A 20,962-nucleotide genomic window follows, 5' to 3' on the forward strand; every position below is an offset into this window, starting at 1 on the left:
CTCACCTTGCGTGGAGCTGGAGGTGCTCGACGACCGGCCCGAGCGCGAGCGCGGGCAGGAACGTGAGGGCGCCCACGAGGAGGACGGTCGCCACGAGGAGGCCTGCGAACAGCGGACCGTGGGTGGGGAGGGTCCCCGCGCTCGGGGGGGCGGCGCGCTTCCGCGCGAGCCCGCCCGCGATGGCGAGGACCGGGACCAGCACGCCGTAGCGCCCCACGAGCATCGCGACGTTCGTCGCGCGCCTCCAGAACGGGCCGTCCGCCGTCAGGCCTCCGAAGGCGGAGCCGTTGTTGTTCGCCGTCGAGGAGAAGGCGTAGAGGATCTCGCTGAACCCGTGCGGCCCGGGGTTCCCGGCCGCCGCCGCGGCGGCGGGCACGAGACAGGCGAGCGCGGTTCCGCCGAGGACCACCGCGGACGGGAGGAGGATGGCGACGCTCGCCAGCTTGATCTCTCGCGCCTCGATCTTCTTGCCCAGGTACTCGGGGGTGCGGCCGACCATGAGCCCGGAGACGAAGACCGCCACGATGACGAACAGGAGCATGCCGTAGAGCCCGGAGCCGACGCCGCCGAACACGATCTCGCCGAGCTGCATGAGCCACATGGGCCACAGGCCGCCGAGCGGGGTCAGGCTGTCGTGCTGCGCGTCGACCGAGCCGTTCGACGCGGCCGTCGTGGCCGCCGCCCAGATCCCCGCGTCCACCGGTCCGAGGCGCGCCTCCTTGCCCTCCATGTTCCCGCCCGCCTGGAGCGGCCCGGGCCGCTGGTCCACCCCGAGCGCCGCGAGGGCCGGGTTTCCGGCCTGCTCGGCCGCGACCGTCGCGATCGTGAGCGGGACGAGGATCGCGAGCATCGCGGCGTACACGGTCCAGCCCTGCCGGCGGTCCCCGACCCATCCGCCGAAGGTGAAGCACAGCGCCGCCGGGACGAGGAGGATGGCGAGCGCCTCGGCGAGGTTCGTGAGCGGCGTCGGGTTCTCGTAGGGGTGCGCGGAGTTCGCGGCGTAGTACCCGCCCCCGTTCGTCCCGAGCTGCTTGATGGCCACCTGCGACGCGACCGGGCCGACCGGCACCACCTGCTCGGTCACGGGCCGTCCGCTCGCGTCGCGCGCCGGCTCGCGGAGCGGCCAGCGTCCCTCGCCACCGAACGACTGGACCACCCCCAGCCCGGCGAGCAGCAGCGCGAGGGCCATCGAGAGCGGCAGCAGCACGTGGAGCGTGCCCCGCGTCAGGTCCACCCAGAAGCTGCCGAGCGCGCCCTTCGAGCGTTGCCCGAGCCCGCGTGCGAGCGCGGCGAGCACCGCCAGGCCGGTCGCCGCGGAGAGGAAGTTCTGGACGGCGAGCCCCGCCATCTGGACGAGCGGGCTCAGCGTGGACTCTCCGGCGTAGGCCTGCCAGTCGGTGTTCGTGACGAAGCTCACCGCGGTGTTGATCGCGACGCCGCCCGGGACGGCGGCGAGCCGCCCCGGGTTGAGCGGCAGGGCCGGCTGGAGCCGCTGGAGCGCGTACAGCAGCAGGAGCCCCGCGGCGTTGAAGACCAGCACGGACGCCGCGTAGCGGCGCCAGCTCATCTCCTCCGCGGGGTCCACGCCGGCGACCCGGTAGAGCGCGCGCTCGAGGGGCCCGAGCACGCGTCCCACGAGCGGCGCCTCGCCGGCCAGCGCCCGGGCGATGAAGCCACCCAGCGGGACGGCGAGCGCGGTGAGCGCCGCGAAGAAGACGGCGATCTCGGCGTACGCCGCCGCGGTCACGAGAGCTTCTCCGGGAAGAGGAGCGCGAACACGAGGTACGCGGCGAGGCCGAGCGCCAGCGCGCCGGCGATCACGGTCAAGGGCGTCATGGCGAGCTCATCCTCCGGGCGCGCGCGAAGGTGCGCACCTCGAGCCAGAGCTCCCGGCCGGTGACCAGCACGCACGCGGTCGCGAAGCCCACGGTCCCGGCGCCGAAGCGGCCGAGGCGTGCGAGCTCGCCGATCACCGGGATGAGGTTCACCGCGAGCAGCATGGCCATGAGCGCCAGGTCGCCGCGCTCGGGGACGGACGCAGGCGCCATGATCTCGCGCGGGGCGACCACCAGTCGAAGCGGGTTGGGGCGTGAAGTCATGACCCTTTCCTCCTCACCCCCGACTGTACGGGCCGGGAGGTCAGCGCCGGGTCAAGCCTGGCCGCTGCGCCGTCAGCGGCGCATCAACGAGCGCTGCAGCAGCCGGCGGAGCTCGCGCTCGACCGGAGTCGAGCATCTTGACGCCGCCTTGATGTCCGCGTGCGCAGTCTTGATGCCGGGTCGAGGTCCCGCTCGCGAAGCTCTTCCTTCATGGCGCAACCCCCTCTAGAGCCCCTCCGCCCCGGGGCCGAACCGGCCCCGGGGCCGGGCGAGCCAACCCCTTCCCGGGCGGCGAGCCCCTCGACCCTCGGCGGCCGGCTGGGGCGCCTTCTGTTCGGCGCGCCCCGCGACGTCCAGGACCCGCGCACCCACCACGGCATCTCGCTCGTCGCGCTCCTCGCCTGGGTGGGCCTCGGGGCCGATGGGCTCTCGTCGTCCGCCTACGGTCCCGACGAGGCGTTCCGGGCGCTCGGCCACCACACCTCCCTCGCCGTCGCCCTCGCGCTCGCCACCGGGCTCACCGTCCTCGTCATCTCGGTCGCGTACGGCCAGATCATCAAGCGCTTCCCGTTCGGCGGCGGCGGGTACGTGGTCGCGACCGAGCTGCTCGGGCCGCGGGTCGGGGTCGTGTCCGGGGCCGCGCTGCTCGTCGACTACGTGCTCACGATCTCCGTGTCGGTCGCCTCGAGCGGGGACGCGATCTGGAGCTTCCTCTCCGGGAGCTCCAGCCCGTGGAAGCTGCCCGCGGAGGTCGCCGCCATCGCGCTGCTCGTCGTCCTCAACCTGCGCGGCGTGAAGGAGTCGGTCTCGTTCCTCGCCCCGATCTTCGTGCTCTTCCTCGTCACCCACGCGGTCCTGATCGTCGGCGGCGTGGGCTCGCACGTCACCGAGGTGCCGCGCGTCGCGGGCGAGGTCTCTCGAGGCCTCCGCGCCGGCGTCGCCGAGCTCGGCGCGGTGGGCCTCTTCGCGGTCTTCCTCCGCGCCTACTCGATGGGCGCCGGGACGTACACCGGCATCGAGGCCGTCTCGAACGGCATCCAGATCATGCGCGAGCCGAAGGTCGCGACGGCGCGGCGGACCATGACGTACATGGCCGTCTCGCTCGCGGTCACGGCCGCCGGGATCCTCGTCTGCTATCTGCTCTTCCGCGCGGCGCCCGAGCCGGGCAAGACCATGAACGCCGTGCTCCTCGAGCGGTTCGCGGGCGGCTTCAGGCCCGGCGGCGTCGCGATCGGCCACGGGTTCGTGGTCGCCACGCTGCTCGCCGAGGCCGCGCTGCTCGTGGTGGCCGCGCAGGCCGGGTTCATCGACGGCCCGCGCGTGATGGCGAACATGGCCACGGACTCGTGGCTGCCCCATCGGTTCGCCCAGCTCTCCGACCGGCTCACGACGCAGAACGGCGTGCTGCTCATGGGCGCAGCGTCGCTCGCGACGCTCTACTACACGCGCGGCGACATCACCCGGCTCGTCACGATGTACGCGATCAACGTGTTCGTGACGTTCTCGCTCTCGCAGCTCGCCATGCTGCGCTACTGGCGCCGCACCCGGACGGCGGGCCGCAGGCGCGGGCTCGCCATCCACGGGGTCGCCTTCGCGCTCTGCGCGGCGATCCTCGCCGGCACGATCTACGAGAAGGGCGAGCAGGGCGGCTGGATCACCATCGCCGTTACCGGGCTCGTCATCGGGCTCTGCTTCGTGATCCGGCGACACTACCGCGCGGTGCAGGACAGCCTGAAGCGGCTCGACGCGATCCTCGAGGTCCTGCCGCCGGTGCCGGGTGGTCCGCGGCCGGCGGTGGACCCGCGCGCGCCCACCGCAGTGCTCCTCGTCGGGGGCTACAGCGGCCTGGGCGTGCACGCGCTACTCACCGTGCAGCGCACGTTCCCGAACTACTTCCGGAACTTCGTCTTCATCTCGGTGGGGGTCGTGGACTCCGCCGCGATGAAGGGGATCGAGGAGGTCGATCGCGTGCGAGCGCGGACGCAGGCGGCCCTCGAGCAGTACGTGGAGCTCGCGCACCGGCTGAAGCTCGCCGCCGACTACCGCATGGACCTCGGGACCGAGGCGGTCGACGTCGGGGAGCGGCTCTGCGCGGCCGTTGCCCAGGAGTTCCCGCGCGCGGTGTTCTTCGCCGGCAAGCTCGTCTTCCAGAAGGAGCGCTGGTACCAGAGGCTGCTCCACAACGAGACCGCGTACCAGCTCCAGCGCCGGCTGCAGTTCCGCGGGCTCTCCGCGATGGTGATGCCGGTGCGGGTGCTCGCCGAGGCGGGGTGAGGCCCGCTCCGCTTCAGGTGGTCGCCGGGAGCCCGCCCGGCGGCACCCGGTGCGCGGGCGAGCGGCCCCAGGCCCGCAGGCGAATGCCCAGCGCGAGGAGGAGCGCCCCGAACATCAGGGCGTAGGCGCCGATCCAGAGCGCGAGCGCGACCGCCCCGGCCGCAGGCGCGGCGAAAAGCAGGACGCCGAAGGCGACGGACAGCGCCCCCGAGAGCGCGAGCAGCCACTCGCCGCGGATGCGCTTGCGCAGGCGGACGGCCGCGACGATCTGCGCGACCCCGGTGACCACGGCCCAGCTCGCCACGATGAAGACCAGCGCGAGGGCGCCGATGCGGGGCCAGCCGAGCGTGACGGCGCCGGCGAGGATGCTCAGGATCCCCTCGAAGGCGAGCGATCCCCAGCGCGGCTCGCCGCGCGGGCGGCGCAGGGCGAGCGCGAGGAGGATCGCCCCGTTCACGATCGCGTACCCGCCGAACAGCAGCACGAGGGCGAAGAAGCTCGCCTGTGGAGCGACGAAGGTCAGGAGGCCGAACACGATCGCGGCGACGCCGCGGAGCGCGAGGGCCCACCACCGGTCCGCCAGCAAGAGGTACGTCATTGGCCGCCCTCCTCTCGACGAGGCGGAGGCGCCCAGGGCACGCGCCCTGCCGGCGTCGCGCCAGCCTCGCGTGAGTCTTCTTCCGATACCCGGAGCGTGGTGATGGCCGCGGGGTCGCGCAATGCGGCAAAAGCCCCGACGCAGCGATGCGCGCGGCCAGCCGCGCGCATCTCGGAGCGGTCGGGGGGCGCGGCTACGAGCGCGGGAGGGTGACGCGCCGGATCGTCTCGACGAGCCGCTCGATCGCGAACGGCTTCTGGAGCACGTGCTGGACGTCGATCCCGAGCGGCGCCTGGCCCGTCATCACGACGACCGGGATCTCCGCGAGGCGCGGGTTCCGCTTCTGCAGGTCGCGGAACTGCCAGCCGCTCATGGTGGGCATGCCGAGATCGAGCACGATGGCGACGGGGCAGAGGCCGGTGTCGAGCTGCGCCAGCGCCTCGGCGCCGTCGCTCGCGAGATCGACCGAGTACCCCTCGTGCGAGAGCCGGTGCGCGAGGGCGTCCCGGAGATCCTGATCGTCGTCCACCACGAGCACGCGCTGCCGCATCCGCATGCGGCCCGTTTGCCACGGTCCCGCGCCGCAGGCAATTTCGGGCAGGCGAGCGATCGCGTGGCGCGCGCCGAGCGGAGCGAGACCCCATCTCGCAACGCGCGAGGGCGCGCTCCGCGAAAGCGTCGCCCCGGCGCCTTCCACCGCGCCGAGCCCACCCCTTCGCCGCGTCGACTCCGCAATCGATGCGACGGCGTCTCGGCGCGGACGGCCGCGTCCCTTGTGTAGGTGCGGCGATCCGCCGGGGTCGGCGCGACCGCGGGCGCTCGACTCAACGCGCCGCGCGCTGCTGCGCCTGGATGGCGGTGAGGGCGATCGTGAAGACGATGTCCTCGACGAGGCAGCCGCGGCTGAGGTCGTTCACCGGCTTCGCGAGCCCCTGCAGCATCGGGCCGATGCTCACCACGTTGGCGCTGCGCTGGACGGCCTTGTAGGTGACGTTGCCGGTGTTGAGGTCGGGGAACACGAACACGGTGGCCTGACCCGCCACCTCCGACTTCGGCGCCTTCTGGCGCCCCACGGCGGGGACGATGGCGGCGTCGTACTGGAGGGGCCCGTCGATCGGCAGGTCCGGTCGCTGGGCGCGCGCGAGCTCGGTCGCGCGCTTGACCTTCTCGACGTCGGCGCCCGCGCCGCTCGTCCCGGTGGAGTAGGAGAGCATGGCCACGCGCGGCTCGATCCCGAAGGCGCGCGCGGAGTCGGCGCTCTGGATGGCGATGTCGGCGAGCTGCTCGGCGGTGGGGTTCGGGTTCACCGCGCAGTCGCCGAAGACGAGCACCTGCTCGGGCAGGCACATGAAGAAGACGCTCGAGACGAGCTCGCAGCCGGGCACCGTCCGGACGATCTGCAGCGCCGGGCGGATGGTGTGCGCGGTCGTGTGGAGGGCGCCGGAGACGAGGCCGTCCGCCTCGTCGAGCGCCATCATCATCGTCCCGACCATGATGCTGTCGCCGAGCTCGCCGGCGGCGGCCTCCGGCGTCATCCCCTTGCTCCGGCGGCGATCGACGAGCGGCCCCACGTAGCGCGGCGCGGCCTTCACCGGGTCGACGATCTCGAGGGACGGGGGCAGCGTCACGCCCTGCTTCCGCGCGACGTCGCGGACCTCGTCGGGGTTGCCGAGGAGCACGCAGCGCGCGATCCCGCGCTCCTGCACGATCGATGCGGCCGCGATGGTGCGCGGCTCGGTCCCCTCGGGGAGCACGATGCGCTTGTTCGCCGCGCGCGCCGACTCGACGAGCCGGTGGCGGAAGGCGGGCGGTGAGAGCCGCCGCTTGCGCTGCGTGCGGACGACCCCCGAGAGCCACTCTCCGTCGATCCGGTCGGCGACGGCGTTCATGACCCGCTCCACCCGCTCCTCGTCGTCCGGGGGGATCTGCAGGTTCATCGCGGCGACGGCGCTCGCGGCGGCGTAGCTGCCGTCCTTCACCGCGAGCACGGGGAGGCCGGTCGCGAGCGCCCGCTCGCACATGGCGAAGACGTGCTCCTCCGGCTCGACGCCGCCGGTGAGGAGGAGCCCCGCGAGCGGCATGCCGTTCAGCACGGCGAGGGAGGCGGCCACGACGATGTCGCTGCGGTCGCCGGGGGTGATGATGAGCGTCCCGGGCCGGAACACCTTGATGGAGCCGGGGACGCTCATCGCGCACAGCGCCACGCTGCGGATGCGCCGGTGCGCGTGGTCGCCCGCGCGGAGCACCTTCGCGCCGAGGGCCTCGGCGAGGTCCTTCACGCGGGGCGCGGCGAGGTCGCCGCGGGACGGGACGATCGCGATCGGCCGGAGCTTCTCGGCGCGCAGCGCGTTCGCGTAGGCCTCGAGCTCGGCCGCCGGCACGTCCTCCCCCTCGACGGCGGCGTCGATCCAGTGCGTGCGACCCTCGCCCGCGCGGGAAGCGCCCTCGGCGGTGCTCCCCGTGACGCGGTTCAGGACGCAGTCGACGGCGCCCGCGTCCACGTCGGCGCCGAGGCCGCGCGCGGCGATGGCCACCGCGTTGGCGAGCTCGGCCGGCGTCTCGCCGCGCGGCGATCCCACGACGACGAGCTCCGCGTCGAGCGCCTTCAGCATGAGTCCGTTGACGCGCGTCGAGTAGACCATGCCCGGCTCGGGCGCCATGCCCTCGACGACCAGCACGTCCGAGCCCTCGGCGGCGCGGGCGCAGAGCGCCACGACGCGCTCCATGAGCGTCTGGTCGTCGCCGGTCGCGAGCAGCTCCTCCGCGTCGGCGCGGGCGATCGGCTCGGGCGGGTCGAGCTGCGCGCCGAGCCGGACGAGCCCCGCCGCGCGGTTCTCGCCGCGGGCGGCGATCGGCTTGGCGAAGGCGACACGGACGCCGAGCCGGTCGAGCGCGCGGACGAGGCCAATGCAGACGGTGGTGACGCCGACCTGGCGGCCGGCGGGGGCGACGAGGAGGGTGCGGGGCATAGGGTCCTGAGGAGGGGAGCGGGTCAGGCGGCGCAGCGGCTGGCGCCGACGATCTGGGCGGTGTCCATGGCGATCATGAGCTCCTCGTTCGTGGGCACCACGATGACCCGCGGACCGCCGGGCCGCGTGATGACGCCCCGGTTGCCCTTGCCGTGGACGGCGTTCAGCTCGGGGTCGAGGACGACCCCGAGGAAGCCGAGGAGCTCGACGACCTTCGCGCGCACGAGGGTGGCGTTCTCGCCGATGCCGCCCGTGAAGACGAGGGCGTCGAGCCGCCCGAGCGAGACCACCATCCCCGCGGCCGCCTTCGCGACCGAGTAGCAGAACTTCTCGATGGCGAGCGCGGCGCGCTCGTGCCCGCTCGACGCCGCGTCCTGCAGCGTCCGCATGTCGTTCGAGAGGCCGGAGATGCCGAGGAGGCCGGAGCGCTTGTTGAGCTGGTCCATCACGTGATCGGCGCCGCGGTGCAGGGCCTTCTTCATGTGCGCGATGATCGACGGGTCGATCGACCCGGAGCGCGTGCCCATCACCACGCCGTCGAGCGGCGTGAGCCCCATGGTCGTGTCGACGCTCTTCCCGTCGCGGACCGCCGCGAGCGAGCAGCCGTTGCCGAGGTGGGCGGTGACGAGGCAGTGGTCGTCCGGCGGCAGGTCGAGGAGCCGCGCCGTCTGCTCCGAGACGTAGCGGTGGCTCGTGCCGTGGAAGCCGTAGCGCCGCACCTCGTGCCGCTCGAACCACTCGTACGGCACCGCGTACAGGTAGGCGCGCGGCGGCATCGTCTGGTGGAAGGCGGTGTCGAACACCGCCACCTGCGGCAGCTCGGGGAAGAGCTCCTGGGAGATCTCGATGCCGCGCAGGTTGGGCGGGTTGTGCAGCGGGCCGAGCGGGATGCACTCGCGGATCTTCGCCACCACCTCCTCGGTGATCGGCATCGAGCCGGAGAAGCGGGCGCCGCCGTGCACGACGCGGTGGCCGACGCCGGCGAGCCCCTCGGCGAGCCCGACTCCGCGGAGCAGCTCGACCACCGCGCGCAGCGCCGTGTCGTGGTCGGCGTGGTGCAGGTCGCGGGTGTGCTTGTGGCCCTCGAGCTTCCAGTCGAGCGAGGCGTGCGCCGAGTCGAGGCGCTGGGCGATCCCGGAGATCCGCTCCAGGCCGGAGGTCGAGTCGATGACGGCGAACTTCGCCGACGAGCTGCCGCAGTTCAGGACGAGGATGTTCAAGGGCAGCCTCCGCGGTACGGGATCCACGAGCCGACACCGGCTCGGCCGCGCCCCGCACGAGGGACGCGACGAGGATGGACGACATTGATCCGGGACCCGTAAGCCTCGCGGACGACTCGATGGCTTCGGACTCACACGATTCGCACATCGCGATCGACGCGCGCAAGAGGTCGTTCCCGGATTTTCCGCATCCCTCGCGCGGACGACGCATTGCGTCGCCCCGCAATCGGGCGACCCGAGGGATTGGGGACGCGGAGGGGGCGCCGCCTCGCCTGCGCGACCGATTGATCGCAATCAATCGCGGAGCGCCCGCGCGGTCGCGCCTCGCTCCTCCGGAGGAGCGCCTCGCCCTACCAGAGCCAGGTGCCGGCGACGGGGTACGGTTCGCGCCGATCGAGGTACCGGAGCCCCTTCACGCAGCGCACGATGAGCCAGACGGCGACGAACGCGAGCAGCACGAGCCCGACGCCGGCGAGGGAGAGGAGCACGCCCAGGAACGCGTAGAGGAGGCCGATCCAGAACGTCCGGATCTGCAGCCGGAAGTGCGTCCGCAGGCCCTCGGGCGCGTCGCCCTGGTACACGTACGCGATCACCACGCCGATGAGCGAGGTCACGCCCACGACGAGCGAGGCGAGGTACAGGACGTACACGAGCTTCGCCATGGACTCCGCCTTCGCGATCTGCTGGGCCGACGCGGCGGGTGCGGCGGTGCTGGGCGTGGGCTCCATCGACGCCTCCGGGCTGGACGAGGTGGACATGCCCGGATGTTAGCGGTTCCGCGCCGCCTGTCGCCCGCCCATTCGTTCGAAAGGGTGAGGCGCGCCCGTGGAGGCAGTAGAGTCGCCCGCGACCGCCGTCGACCCCGCCCCAGCCCTCCTCGCACCGGGACTCTTCATGAAGCTCGCCGTCTCCCTGCTGTGCCTGCTCGCGCTCCCCTCGCTCCCGCTCGCGGCGCCACCGGCAGGGGATCCCTTCGCGGGCGTGCGGTTCCTGCTCGGCGACTGGGTCGCGAGCAGGGGCAGCGGCAAGCCCGGTGAGCAGACGGCGGGGAGCTTCTCGTTCTCGCTCGGCCTCGACGGTCACGTCGCCGTCCGGCACGCGCGCGCCAAGTTCGCGCCGCGACCGGGAGCGAAGCAGGGCGCCAAGCACGAGGACCTGATGGTCCTCTCCCCCGCACCGTCCGGGCTCCGCGCCACCTACTGGGACGACGAGGGTCACGTCATCGAGTACGGCGTGCGGGCGGAGCCGGGCAGGGCGATCTTCGAGTCGTCCGAGGCGGCGCCCGGCCCGCGGTTCAAGCTCGTCTACGAGCAGAGGGGCGGGGACGTCGTGGAGGTCACCTTCTTCATCGCCCCGCCCGGCGGGGACTACCAGAAGTACCTCGGCGGCCTGGCGCACCGTAAGTGATGCGCTGATCTCACGGGGGCTGCGCCCCCGCCCCGCCGACGGCTGGCCCGCCGTCGTCGGGGCCCCACCCCTGTTCGGCGGGGCCCGTGAACGGTCGCGCCCGCTGCGCGGGTTCGCGACCGTTCCCCGCCGGGAGGGACTGCGTCCCTCCCCGTCGCTTCGCGACGGGGCCCCTCCCTGCGGGCTGCGCCCCGGCGTCGTGCCGGGGGACGCCGACGGCCCGGACCGGCGGGCTCGCGAATCGCGAGCGGCCGCTACGTCGCGGTGGCGCGCTTCGCGGCAGCCGGCGCTCCCGCCTGACGGCGCTCGTCCACCACGTCGCGCAGGAGCGCGCGGGCCTCGCGCAGCGCCTCGACCGTCCCGTCCCAGCCGAGGCAGGGGTCCGTCACCGAGCACCCGTACCTGAGCTGCGCGAGATCCGCCGACATCGGCTGGCTGCCGGTCTCGAGGAAGCTCTCCATCATGACGCCCACGATGGAGCGGTTCCCCTGGCGGATCTGGCTCGCGACGTCGCGCATCACGAGCGGCTGGAGCTCCGGCTTCTTCCAGGAGTTCGCGTGCGAGCAGTCGATGACGAGCGTCTGCGGGAGACCGGCCTTCGCGAGCGCCTGCTCGGCGATCGCGACCGAGACGCTGTCGAAGTTCGGCCGGCCGCCGCCGCCGCGCAGGACGAGGTGGCCGTACCGGTTGCCACGGGTGCGGATGACCGACGAGCGCCCCTGGTCGTTGATGCCCAGGAAAGCGTGGGGCCGCGCCGCCGAGAGGATCGCGTTCACCGCGCCCTCGACCTCGCCGTCGGTGCCGTTCTTGAAGCCGATGGGCGTCGAGAGCCCGGACGCGAGGTTCCGGTGCGTCTGCGACTCGCTCGTCCGCGCGCCGATCGCCGTCCAGGTGATGAGGTCGCCGCGGTAGTGGGGCGCGATCGGATCGAGCGCCTCGGTCCCGGTGGGCAGCCCGAGCTCCGCCACCTCGAGCAGGAAGCGCCGCGCCAGCTCCATGCCCTCCTTCACCTGGAAGGAGTCGTTCATCCGCGGATCGTTCGTGAGCCCCTCCCAGCCGACGGAGGTGCGCGGCTTCTCGAAGTACACGCGCATGACGAGGTAGAGCGTGTCGGAGACCTCGTCCGCGAGCTCGCGCAGGCGCCGCGCGTAGTCGAGCCCGGCGGCGGTGTCGTGGATCGAGCAAGGGCCCACCACCACGGCGAGCCGCGGATCGCGCCGGTCGAGGATCGCCTCCACCGTCCGGCGCCCCTCGGCGACGGTCCGGGCGGCCTGCTCCGACACCGGGATCCGCAGCTTCACCTCCTCGGGCGGCAGCATCGCGTCGAACGCGGCGACGTGCAGGTTCTCGAGGACCGGAGGGCCGCGGTGCCCCGCCGAGGCGAGCTCCACGCGGACGAAGCCCGCGATCATGTCGCGATAGAGCGTCTCGACGAGCTCGGGCTCGATGCCCTCCTCGAGGGCGAGCGAGCGCACGTTCCGTACGACCTGCTCCTCGCGCGCGGGGTCCTTCACGCCGTCGGCGGCGCTCTTGAAGCGCGCCGCCTGGAGCGCGTAGCCGCGGCGCTCGGCGAGGAGCGCGACGATGCGTCGGTCGACATCGTCGATGGACGCGCGCACGTCGCGCAGGGTCATGCAGTCCGGCAGCGAGCTTCCAGGTTTCTGATCGTCGTTCACGGTGAACCCTCGGGCGGAGGAGGTGGCCGTCAGGGAGGCGGACGGCGTGAGGCGTGAGCTGGGAAGCGAAGCGTCCCCCCCGTCCAGGCCCGAGCGATCTCGATGGTGCTGGAGGGTCCTTCGCTACGCGTAGGAGCCCACCCAGCGCCCAGGCCGGGGCGGGGGGCTGCTAAATCGATACGCGCTCACGAACCGAAGGATCACGAAGCCACCATATCCGGCCGCGTCGCGTTGCACAACCACCGGGCGGTGGGGGCGCCCCCCCAGCGCTCGATCGCGCACCGATCCCAGGCCGGCGAGGGCGCGCCCGGGCGGCGGCGGTCAGGGCGGCCGCACCGCGATCCCGTTCGCCACTCCCTCCACGCCGAAGACGAACCACGCGTCCAGCTCCGCCATCTCGCGCTGCTCGGCCGACGCGACGGATCCACCCAACGTCACGATCGCCCGCCGCGTGGTCACCGCCACCTGGGAGCCGTCGACCAGCGGGTCCTTGTCGAGCGCGAGGTGGACCGCGTCCGTGATCTCGTCGTCCCCGTCGCGCTCGGGGGGAGCGACCTCGAGCCCGTTCACCACGTCGCGCGTCCCCGGGATCCACCAGGCGAGGACGCCGGCGAGCCGCTTGTGACCGAGGCTCGGCACCTCGCCCGCGAGCGTCACGATGCCGCCCTCGACGCTCCCGTCGATCGCGGGGCGCGGGCCCGCGGCCCCTCCGCTCATCGGCGGAGCGCCGGACGAGATGCGGACCGCGCAGCCGTTGAACACGGGCTCGGAGCCGAGGGCGTCGCGCAGGTGGTCGCGGATCTCCGCGTCGCTCATGTGGCGCGCCGGCGCCACCCGCAGGCGGTCGACGATGTGGTGGATCCCGGGGAGGGAGGCCGCGCGCGAGAGCGCGAGCTTCTTCGCGCCGGCGTCCGCGACCTCGCCCTCCATCACGAGGACCCCGCGCTCGAGCGCGAGCGCGATGGGGTGCCGGAGCAGATCGACGCCTGGCACGGACGCGAGGGCTACCCGGACGGCGCCGAGCCCGTCCCCCGCTTCCCCGCTCTCGTGGCTTCTCACCGCCGCTCCCCGCGCCTCGCCTGCGGCCCTCGCCGAGGCGGCGTGCGCGAGTCGATGCTACGCCCGGCGGCGGCGAGCGGAGCGCACGAGACGGGGCGCTCCCGAGGGCTTCCCCCGCGTGGCCGCCCCGCCGCCCGACTCCGGCGTCGCTCCGCCGGATGGGTCGGCTGGCGTCCGCGCCTCGTCGCTCAGCGGCCGCACGAGCAGGAGGCCACCTGGACGCGTTCGACCTTCTGCGCGGCGGGCGCGGTCGCCTCGCGCGAGGTGCCGTAGTTCGCGTCATCGCCCGAACTCGCGAGGGACAGCCGTCCGTCCGGCCGCGGCAGCTCGACTCCGAACGAGGCGCGGGGCATGTCCCCGTAGCTCGCGTCGTCGCGAGAGCCCGCGTGCGGAGGGAACACGTCGGAGGCGGCTGCGGGGACGGCGAGGGAGAGCGTGAGCGCGGCGAGGGCAGTGAGGATGCGGAGCTTCATGATGGGGTCTCTTTCGTGAGGGCGCGCGAGCGCGCGCATTGGGTGTGGCCTGGACGGATTGCAGCGCGCGTGCCGCGCTCCGCCGTCGCCGGGAAGCGCGGCTCCGCCAGCGAATGCCGCTGTCGACGCGCGCGCGGAGGGCGCCGGAGCCCGCCGGCGCGGTCACAGCGTGATCGGGCCGGTCACGTCTCGAGGGCGGACGGGCGGCGGTGCCTCGCGGCGCACGATCCAGAGCGCCGCCGGCAGCGCGGTGAAGTCGGCGAGCATGGCGAGGAGGAACGCGCCCGCCGTGACCATCCCGAACTGCCGGAGCGGCGGGAAGCTCGACAGGGCGAGCGCGAGGAAGCCCGCGGCGTCGATGAGCGTCGCGAAGACGATGGCGCGGCCGGAGACGCCGAGCGTGTGGCGGAGCGCGCCGTCGAGCCCGCCCGTCCCCTCGCCCTCGTTGAGATGGTGGAAGAAGTGGATCTGGTCGTTCTCGGTGGTCCCGAGCACGGTCGTGGCGACGAGGATCGTCGCGACGTTGAGGGACGCGCCCGCGAGGCGCATCGCGAGGAACGTGACGAGGATGGCGAACACCGACGGGATCATCGCCATGAGCCGCGCCGAGGCCGACCGGAACACCACGAGGAAGGCGGCGAAGATGAGCGCGGCGGTGATCGCGAAGCTCTCGGTGAGCGTCGGCACGAGGCTCGCCCCGACCTTCCCGGCGAGGATCGACTCCCCGACGACCCGGAGCTCCGCGCCGCGCAGCGCGGGCGCCTCCGCGACGGTCCGGCCCCACGCCTCGCGCGCCGCGCCGGTGAGCGCCGCCACGCCGGGCCCGTCGCCGCGCTCGAACACCACGGTGAGCTGCGCGTTCGCGAGGGTCCCGACGTCGACGAAGCCGCGGAGCTCGGGCCCGGCGAGGAGGAGCTGCTCGAGATCCGCGACCGCCGCGGCGAACGCCGCCGGATCTTCCGGGAGCGACTCGCCCTCGCCCGCAGCGTAGCGACGCAGCCGCAGGATCGAGGTCGGCCCGACCACCGACGAGACGCCGGGGATCGCCTCCACCCGCCGGGTGAACCGGTCGAGCGACCGGAGCACCTCCGGATCGGTGACGGCACCGGCCGGCGTGTGCACCCACAGGCGCGCGACGTTCAGCCCCCCGACGTGCCGCCGGAAGAACACCATGTCCCGGTGGACGGGCGAGGCCGGATCCACGTACTCGAGCACGTCGAGCCCGACCCCCATCGGCGCGAGCCGGCCCGGGAGGCCGAGCAGGGCCACGAGCCCGGCCGCGGCGAGGCCGAGCGCTCCGGCGACGAGCGGCCAGCGCCACCGCCAGGTGAACCCCGGGAGCGCCGCCGAGAGCCGGTCGTACAGGCGCGCGCGGATCTCGACCGTCTGCCGGGTCGGCGTCCGCAGCGCGCGCTGGAGGGCTGGGAAGAGCGTGAAGACCACCCCCCACGCGATCGCGAGCCCGGTCGCGGTCCAGATCCCCATCTCGCGCACCGGCCGGATGCGGGACACGGCGAGCGCCGCGAAGCCGAGCACGGCGGCGGCGCTCGAGGCGGTCACCGGCAGGAGCTTGTTCGCGAGCGCGGCGAGCTGGTGTCGGTCCGCCGGAACTCCCTCGGGCGCGTCCACGAACCGCGAGTGGAGGTACACGAGCGAGGCGAGCGTCGTCACGAGGACGGTGAGCGGCACGAGGGTCGAGACGATCGTGAACGGGAATCCGAGGAGCCGCCCCGCGGCGGTCGCGAGGGCCACCGCCGCGGCGAGGGTCAGCAGGATGGCGACGAGCGCGCGCACCGAGCGGTAGAGGAAGAGCGCGACCGCGACGACGAGCAGCCCGAACGCGGGGAACTGACGCCGGGAGGCCTCGCGCGACTCGCGCTCGATGAAGGCGTCGACGTAGGGTCCGCCCACGCGGCGCACGCCCGTGATCGCGTCGCCGCGCGCCCCCTCCACGGCCGCGTCGATGCGGGCGAGGGCGGCGTCGCGCGCGGCGGGCGTCGCCGCCTCGAACGTCACCGCGAGGCCGAGGAAGCGATCGCCGACGAGCCCCTGCCGCCGGAAGAAGCCCGTCCCGCTCGCGAACCGGCGCAGCGCCTCGGCCGCCGCGGGATCGTGGGCCGGAGCAGGGCCTGGGCGCGCCCGCGCGAACGCGTCGAGGATCGAGACGGGCGTCGTGCCCGGCAGCGCCCGGAGGGCGTCCTCCACGGCGGCCACCTGCCCGAGCGTGCGCGGGCGGAACGGCTCGTCCGCCTCGAGGAGCAGCATGAGCGTCGGGCGCTCGGGGAAGATGCGCTGGAGCTCGCGGGTGGCGACGAAGTCCGGATCGGAGGGGACGACGAGCCGGTCGATCGCGCCCTCCGACGGGATCCCCGCGGCGAGCCAGGCGGCGGCGGGGACGCCGAGCGCGTACAGCAGGAGGATCGGGACGCGGAGCGCCACGATCGCGCCGAAGACGCGCTCGATCCGCGAGCGGGGCATCCGCGGGAGCCTAGCACCGCGCCCCCCCGGGCCGCGGGTCCCGTCCCGGTCGCGCCGCGGCGAGGGGCCGCGTGTGCGGAAGCGGACACCCTGGGTGTCGCGACCCCACCGGGCTCGCCTCGCTCATGACGTTCCGGAAAGAGGGCCGCGCGCTTACCGTGCCGGGGTGCGCGCCGTCTCGCTCGCGATCCTCCTCGGCCTCGCGCTCGCCGGATGCGCGCAGGCGCTCCGGAGACCCGCGCCGCTCCCGCCGACGCCCGGCGGGGCAGGGGCGGCGACGGACGCGGCGAGGCTGCTCGCCGAGGCGGACGCGGCCTTCGCGCGCAGGCCCGATCCTGCCGCGGTACGCCGGGCCGAGGCGCTCTACCGCGAGGCCGCGCAGGCGAACCCGGGCGCGGTCGAGGGGTACTACGGCGCGGTGCGCGCCGAGATCTGGCTCGCCGAGCACGAGCGCTCCGCCGAGGAGCGCGCGCGGCTCGCGAAGTCCGCGGTCGACCTCGGCCAGCTCTGCGAGGCGCGCGCGCCGGACGACGCCCGCTGCGCGTACGCCCTCGCGCTCGCTCTCGGCATCCAGGCGCGCGAGCGGAGGAGCACGGCCGCCGAGGGGCTGAAGCTCATGGTGGAGCGGCTCCGCCGCGCCGCCGCCCGGGATCCGATGCTCGACGACGCGGGGCCCGAGCGCGTGCTGGCGCTGCTGCTCCTGCGGGCGCCGGGGTGGCCGCTCGGGCCGGGTGATCCCGAGGCGGGGCTCGCGGAGGCGAGGAAGGCCGCCGAGCGCGCCCCGGAGTTCCCGCCGAACCCGCTCGCGCTCGCGGAGGCGCTCGCCGCGAGCGGCGACCCCGAGGCGGGCCGCGCCGCCGCGGAAGCGGCGCTCTCGCTCGCGGAGAAGCGCGCGGCGTCGGGGGACCCCGACGCGCCGGAGTGGGTCGCGGAGGCGCGGCGGCTGCTCGCCGGGGCGGCGCAGGCGCCTGCGTCGCGGGAGACCCCGTAGCGACCTCCGCGCCACGAAATATCGGCGGAGCCCACGCGTAGCGTCGTGAACCGATGCTCACCTTCCTCGCCTGGCTCGTGCTGCTCGTCGTGTGCTGGCCGCTCGCGCTCGCCGCGCTGCTCCTCTATCCGCTCGTCTGGATCCTGGTGCTGCCGTTCCGGATCCTCGGCGTCGCGGTGGACGGCGTGCTCGCGCTCCTCGGGGCGGTCCTGATGTTCCCCGCGCGGCTGCTGCGCGGCCCACGCGCGTTCCGCCGCGACCCCGCCCGCGGCTGACCGCGCGAGATCCCGACACCGATCGCCGGGCGAAGCCCTCGCCCGACGCCAGCGCCAGCGAGGCCGCCAGGCGATGGCGCAGCGGGACCGCTCAGAAGCTCAAGAAGAGCATCGCGCTCCCGAGGAGCGCGACGAGCGCAGCGAGGACCAGCGCGTAGTCGGACCCATGCTCGCGCCAGGCGTTCCGCACGACGGATGCGAAGGGCATCGTGGCCTCCGTTCCTGCCGCGGGAGATTTCGCGGTCAGTGCGAGTGAGCGCCTGCTGCGCGACCCTGTCCATGCCTCGAAGGCGTGCGACCATTGACGGCTATCAATTGAGACCTGCGCTCAAACGCGCACCCCGCTCCTTCGAGACCGTCGTGAATTCGGTCGGATGCGTCGTCGAGAAAAGGCCTGAAAGCCTGGGTTCGCGGGCAGATAGCTAATTCGGGGCACATTGCGGCGGGGTGCGGGACTGTGGTTGCCTTCGATTCGTGACGCAATTTTGGGCTGCGACATTTTCGTCGTTGCGCAAGGTCTTCGCGGTCGAGCGCCTCGGGCCGCCGGCTCCCGCGCTCGCCCCGCGCCGCCGACGCGGCCTCCTGCGAACGCTCCTCGCGCCCGAGCCGCTCCAGCGGGACCCCGAGGCGTCGCCGCGCGCGCGGCGTGGCTGGCTCCGGCTCCTCTTCGCCGCCGAGCCGCTCGGGCGCGCGCCCGAGCCGCCGCCGCGCGCGCGTCGCGCCCGCTGGATGCGCTGGCTGTTCGGTCTCGAGCCGCTCGACCCGCCGTAGCGAGGAGGCGCAATGGAATCCGCCCGACACGTCTTCCGCGTCCTGTTCCTGCTCCTCGTGGTCGTCGTGATCTTCTCGGTCGGCCGGACCTTCCTCGTGCCGAAGTCGTACGGCGCTTACGGCCCCTATCGCTTCGACAACGTCGCGGAGCAGGCCGCGATCCGGCCGCCGCAGCACGGAGGCTCGGCGTCTTGCGGCGCGTGCCACGCGGAGCGTCTGAAGGCGGTCGCCGCCGGCGCGCACCGCAGGGTGGGCTGCGAGGTGTGCCACGCGCCGCTCGCGAGGCACGTCCAGGACGGCGCCAGGATCGCGGCGATGCCGGTGGACCGGTCGTTCACGCTCTGTGCGCGGTGCCACCGCCGCATCGAAGGCCGCCCCGCCGCGTTCCCGCAGATCGTCCTCGCCCAGCACCAGGGCGGCGTCGAGGGGACCGCCTGCATCGACTGCCACGCGCCGCACTCCCCGAAGCTCTGACAGGAGGCCACGATGGACGAGACCCAGAGCGACGCCCCCGCACCCGCTCCGCAGCCGGCGCCGGAGCCCGTCGGCCGCCGGGAGTTCCTCTCGAACGCGCTCCGCCTCGGCGGCGGGGTGCTCGTGTTCCTCGCCGGCGCTCCCGCGCTCGGAGAGGGCCCCGTGGCGGAGGGCTACGACTGGACGCAGCACCGCTACGCCTACCTCATCGACACCGAGAAGTGCATCGGCTGCGGCTCCTGCGTCCGCGCGTGCAAGGCCGAGAACGGCGTCCCCGACGGCTTCTTCCGGACGTGGGTGGAGCGCTACGTCGTCTCGCCCGAGGCCTCGCACGTGGACTCGCCGAAGGGCGGGCTCGACGGGTTCCCCCCGATCCAGACGCCGTTCACGCCGACCAAGTCGTTCTTCGTCCCGAAGATGTGCAACCACTGCAAGGAGACGCCCTGCGTCCAGGTCTGCCCGGTCGGCGCCTCGTACCGCACGCAGGACGGCCTCGTGCTCGTGGACGCGGAGCGCTGCATCGGCTGCGGGTACTGCGTCCAGGCGTGCCCCTACGGCAGCCGGTTCCTGTCGCCGACGACGCACACCGCAGAGAAGTGCACCTGGTGCTACCACCGCGTCACGAAGGGCCTGAAGCCCGCCTGCGTCGAGGTCTGCCCGACCGGCACGCGCCAGTTCGGGGACATGCGCCGCGAGGACGATCCGGTCCGGCTCGCGATCGCGCACGGCCGCGTGAGCGTGCTGCAGCCGCACCTGCTCACGGAGCCGCAGTGCTTCTACCTCGGCCTCGACAAGGAGGTGCGGTGATGCCGGAGATCAGCGGCTACGCGTTCCCGAACGACGTGCACGTCCACTGGAGCCTGATGATCGTGATGTACCCGTACATCACCGGCTTCGTGGCGGGAGCGTTCATCGTCACCGCCCTCTACCACCTCTTCGGCAAGAAGGAGTTCGAGCCGGTGGCGCGGCTCGCGCTCGCGACCTCCTTCTGCTTCATGGCCATCGCGACCTTCCCCCTGAACCTCCACCTCGGCCACGCCGAGCGCGCGTTCAACGTCGTCGTGACGCCGCACTTCTCCTCGGCGATGGCGGGCTTCGGCCTGCTCTACTCCGGGTACTTCGTCATCCTGCTGCTCGAGGTCTGGTTCGTGTACCGGCGCGAGATCATCGAGACCGCGCGCCGGAGCCGCGGCGTGAAGCGCGTGTTCTACGCCGCCCTCGCGCTCGGCACCTACGACACCTCGCCCGAGGCGCTCGAGATCGATCACCGCGCGGTGAAGCTCCTCTCCGCGTTCGGCCTGCCCGCGGCGTGCATGCTGCACGGCTACGTCGGCTTCATCTTCGGCGGGATCAAGGCGAACCCGTGGTGGTCGACGCCGCTCATGCCGGTCATCTTCCTGCTCTCGGCGGCGGTGTCCGGGATCGCGCTGCTCGTGCTCCTCTACCAGGTGACCGCCAAGCTCGGGCGGCGCCCGATCGAGCGGGAGACGGTGCAGGCGATGGCGCGCTGGCTCTGGTTCTTCCTCATCCTCACCGTCACCCTCGAGCTGCTCGAGATCGTGCTGCTCGCCTACGAGAACTCCGACGCCTGGCACATCATCTCGCAGCTCCTCACCACGCGGCTCGAGTTCTCCTTCATCTCCGTCCAGATGATCGGCGGGAGCCTCGTCCCGTTCATCCTCCTCGCGATCGTGGTGACGATGAACGCGTACCTGCACGACCGGGTGCGGAACACGCTCGCCTCGGTCGCCTCGCTGCTCCTCCTCGTGCAGGTGTTCTCGATGCGCTGGAACGTCGTCATCGGCGGGCAGCTGCTCTCGAAGTCGTTCCGCGGCCTGCGCTCCGGCTACCAGCCGTCGCTCTTCGGCCGGGAGGGGGTCATCGTCGCGATCGCGCTGTTCGTCCTGCCGTTCGTGCTCCTGTGGGTGTTCGACCGGGTGCTGCCCATCGAGCCCGCGGCCGCGCCGAGCGACCCGAGGCACGAGCCCGCGGCGGAGCCCGCGCGCCGCACGGCCTGACGCGCGCGAGGCCGCCGGGACGGGCCCGGCGGTCCTCGCTCGACCGGGGAGGCGCCCGTGACGGATCGGCTGGCGGAGCTCGAGGCGAGGCACGCGGCGACGGAGGAGCGGCTCCGTCGGCTGGAGCAGCGCCTCGCGGCCCTGGAGGGCGCGCCGGCGGAGGCGCGGGCGCGCGCCGCC

20 protein-coding genes are annotated in these 20,962 nt (G+C 73.5%); 8 read left to right on the forward strand and 12 right to left on the reverse strand.

Annotated features, from left to right (window positions below; genetic code table 11):
- Position 1: 1 nt before the first annotated feature.
- From kdpA to MNY62_RS16030, 3 genes are read right to left on the reverse strand one after another with little or no spacing between them, the layout of a single operon-like run.
- On the reverse strand, positions 2 to 1,747 hold the full coding sequence (kdpA, locus tag MNY62_RS16020; RefSeq protein WP_242345191.1) for a potassium-transporting ATPase subunit KdpA: 1,746 nt from the start codon (positions 1,745 to 1,747) through the stop codon (positions 2 to 4).
- On the reverse strand, positions 1,744 to 1,836 hold the full coding sequence (gene kdpF, locus MNY62_RS16025) for a K(+)-transporting ATPase subunit F (RefSeq protein ID WP_242345192.1): 93 nt from the start codon (positions 1,834 to 1,836) through the stop codon (positions 1,744 to 1,746). Before kdpF ends, kdpA begins: the two co-directional genes overlap by 4 nt.
- Complete coding sequence (locus tag MNY62_RS16030) at positions 1,833 to 2,099, reverse strand: hypothetical protein (RefSeq protein WP_242345193.1); 267 nt, start codon at positions 2,097 to 2,099, stop codon at positions 1,833 to 1,835. Before MNY62_RS16030 ends, kdpF begins: the two co-directional genes overlap by 4 nt.
- A 210-nt stretch (positions 2,100 to 2,309) precedes the next feature.
- Here MNY62_RS16030 and MNY62_RS16035 point away from each other — a divergent pair, with 210 nt between their 5' ends.
- The gene (locus tag MNY62_RS16035; protein WP_242345194.1) at positions 2,310 to 4,373 is read left to right on the forward strand and encodes an APC family permease; all 2,064 of its coding nucleotides are present in this window, start codon (positions 2,310 to 2,312) and stop codon (positions 4,371 to 4,373) included.
- A gap of 13 nt (positions 4,374 to 4,386) precedes the next feature.
- Here MNY62_RS16035 and MNY62_RS16040 read toward each other — a convergent pair whose 3' ends face one another.
- The 5 genes from MNY62_RS16040 to MNY62_RS16060 form a co-directional block, all read right to left on the reverse strand.
- Complete coding sequence (locus MNY62_RS16040) at positions 4,387 to 4,971, reverse strand: HdeD family acid-resistance protein (RefSeq protein WP_242345195.1); 585 nt, start codon at positions 4,969 to 4,971, stop codon at positions 4,387 to 4,389.
- A gap of 193 nt (positions 4,972 to 5,164) precedes the next feature.
- Positions 5,165 to 5,527 carry a response regulator gene (locus MNY62_RS16045; RefSeq protein ID WP_242345196.1) on the reverse strand — a complete coding sequence of 121 codons (363 nt, stop codon included), beginning with the start codon at positions 5,525 to 5,527 and terminating at the stop codon, positions 5,165 to 5,167.
- Positions 5,528 to 5,795: 268 nt separating this feature from the next.
- A complete protein-coding gene (gene pta, locus MNY62_RS16050; RefSeq protein ID WP_242345197.1) occupies positions 5,796 to 7,940 on the reverse strand; it encodes a phosphate acetyltransferase in 2,145 nt (714 codons plus the stop codon).
- A gap of 23 nt (positions 7,941 to 7,963) precedes the next feature.
- The gene (locus tag MNY62_RS16055) at positions 7,964 to 9,160 is read right to left on the reverse strand and encodes an acetate/propionate family kinase (RefSeq protein WP_242345198.1); all 1,197 of its coding nucleotides are present in this window, start codon (positions 9,158 to 9,160) and stop codon (positions 7,964 to 7,966) included.
- A gap of 350 nt (positions 9,161 to 9,510) precedes the next feature.
- Positions 9,511 to 9,918, reverse strand: a complete 408-nt coding sequence (locus tag MNY62_RS16060) for a DUF4870 family protein (RefSeq protein WP_242345199.1) — start codon at positions 9,916 to 9,918, stop codon at positions 9,511 to 9,513.
- Positions 9,919 to 9,985: 67 nt separating this feature from the next.
- On the opposite strand from MNY62_RS16060, the gene MNY62_RS16065 reads away from it, so the two are divergent.
- Complete coding sequence (locus tag MNY62_RS16065; protein ID WP_242345200.1) at positions 9,986 to 10,567, forward strand: hypothetical protein; 582 nt, start codon at positions 9,986 to 9,988, stop codon at positions 10,565 to 10,567.
- Between the two features lie 254 nt (positions 10,568 to 10,821).
- On the opposite strand, the gene MNY62_RS16070 is transcribed toward MNY62_RS16065, so the two are convergent.
- From MNY62_RS16070 to MNY62_RS16090, 4 genes are all read right to left on the reverse strand, one after another.
- Positions 10,822 to 12,243 (reverse strand): 3-deoxy-7-phosphoheptulonate synthase, encoded by a 1,422-nt coding sequence (locus tag MNY62_RS16070; protein ID WP_279426687.1) that lies wholly within the window; start codon positions 12,241 to 12,243, stop codon positions 10,822 to 10,824.
- A gap of 321 nt (positions 12,244 to 12,564) precedes the next feature.
- Positions 12,565 to 13,236, reverse strand: coding sequence for a BON domain-containing protein (locus MNY62_RS16080; RefSeq protein ID WP_242345201.1), 672 nt, complete (start codon positions 13,234 to 13,236; stop codon positions 12,565 to 12,567).
- A gap of 254 nt (positions 13,237 to 13,490) precedes the next feature.
- Entirely contained in the window at positions 13,491 to 13,775 is a 285-nt protein-coding gene (locus MNY62_RS16085) for a hypothetical protein (protein WP_242345202.1), read from the reverse strand.
- Between the two features lie 162 nt (positions 13,776 to 13,937).
- On the reverse strand, positions 13,938 to 16,253 hold the full coding sequence (locus MNY62_RS16090; protein WP_242345203.1) for an efflux RND transporter permease subunit: 2,316 nt from the start codon (positions 16,251 to 16,253) through the stop codon (positions 13,938 to 13,940).
- A gap of 166 nt (positions 16,254 to 16,419) precedes the next feature.
- On the opposite strand from MNY62_RS16090, the gene MNY62_RS16095 reads away from it, so the two are divergent.
- The 6 genes from MNY62_RS16095 to nrfD all read left to right on the forward strand — a co-directional run bounded on the left by MNY62_RS16095 (position 16,420) and on the right by nrfD (position 20,782).
- A complete protein-coding gene (locus MNY62_RS16095) occupies positions 16,420 to 17,244 on the forward strand; it encodes a hypothetical protein (RefSeq protein ID WP_242345204.1) in 825 nt (274 codons plus the stop codon).
- Positions 17,245 to 17,297: 53 nt separating this feature from the next.
- Positions 17,298 to 17,519 carry a hypothetical protein gene (locus tag MNY62_RS16100; protein WP_242345205.1) on the forward strand — a complete coding sequence of 74 codons (222 nt, stop codon included), beginning with the start codon at positions 17,298 to 17,300 and terminating at the stop codon, positions 17,517 to 17,519.
- A 507-nt stretch (positions 17,520 to 18,026) separates the two neighbouring features.
- A complete protein-coding gene (locus MNY62_RS16105; RefSeq protein ID WP_242345206.1) occupies positions 18,027 to 18,290 on the forward strand; it encodes a hypothetical protein in 264 nt (87 codons plus the stop codon).
- Positions 18,291 to 18,302: 12 nt separating this feature from the next.
- Positions 18,303 to 18,764, forward strand: a complete 462-nt coding sequence (locus MNY62_RS16110; protein WP_242345207.1) for a cytochrome C — start codon at positions 18,303 to 18,305, stop codon at positions 18,762 to 18,764.
- A gap of 12 nt (positions 18,765 to 18,776) precedes the next feature.
- Positions 18,777 to 19,571 (forward strand): 4Fe-4S dicluster domain-containing protein, encoded by a 795-nt coding sequence (locus MNY62_RS16115; RefSeq protein ID WP_242345208.1) that lies wholly within the window; start codon positions 18,777 to 18,779, stop codon positions 19,569 to 19,571.
- Complete coding sequence (gene nrfD, locus MNY62_RS16120; protein ID WP_242345209.1) at positions 19,571 to 20,782, forward strand: NrfD/PsrC family molybdoenzyme membrane anchor subunit; 1,212 nt, start codon at positions 19,571 to 19,573, stop codon at positions 20,780 to 20,782. Before MNY62_RS16115 ends, nrfD begins: the two co-directional genes overlap by 1 nt.
- Positions 20,783 to 20,962 lie beyond the last annotated feature (180 nt).

This window comes from Anaeromyxobacter terrae (assembly GCF_022690685.1).
GTDB classification, from domain to species: Bacteria; Myxococcota; Myxococcia; order Myxococcales; family Anaeromyxobacteraceae; genus Anaeromyxobacter; species Anaeromyxobacter terrae.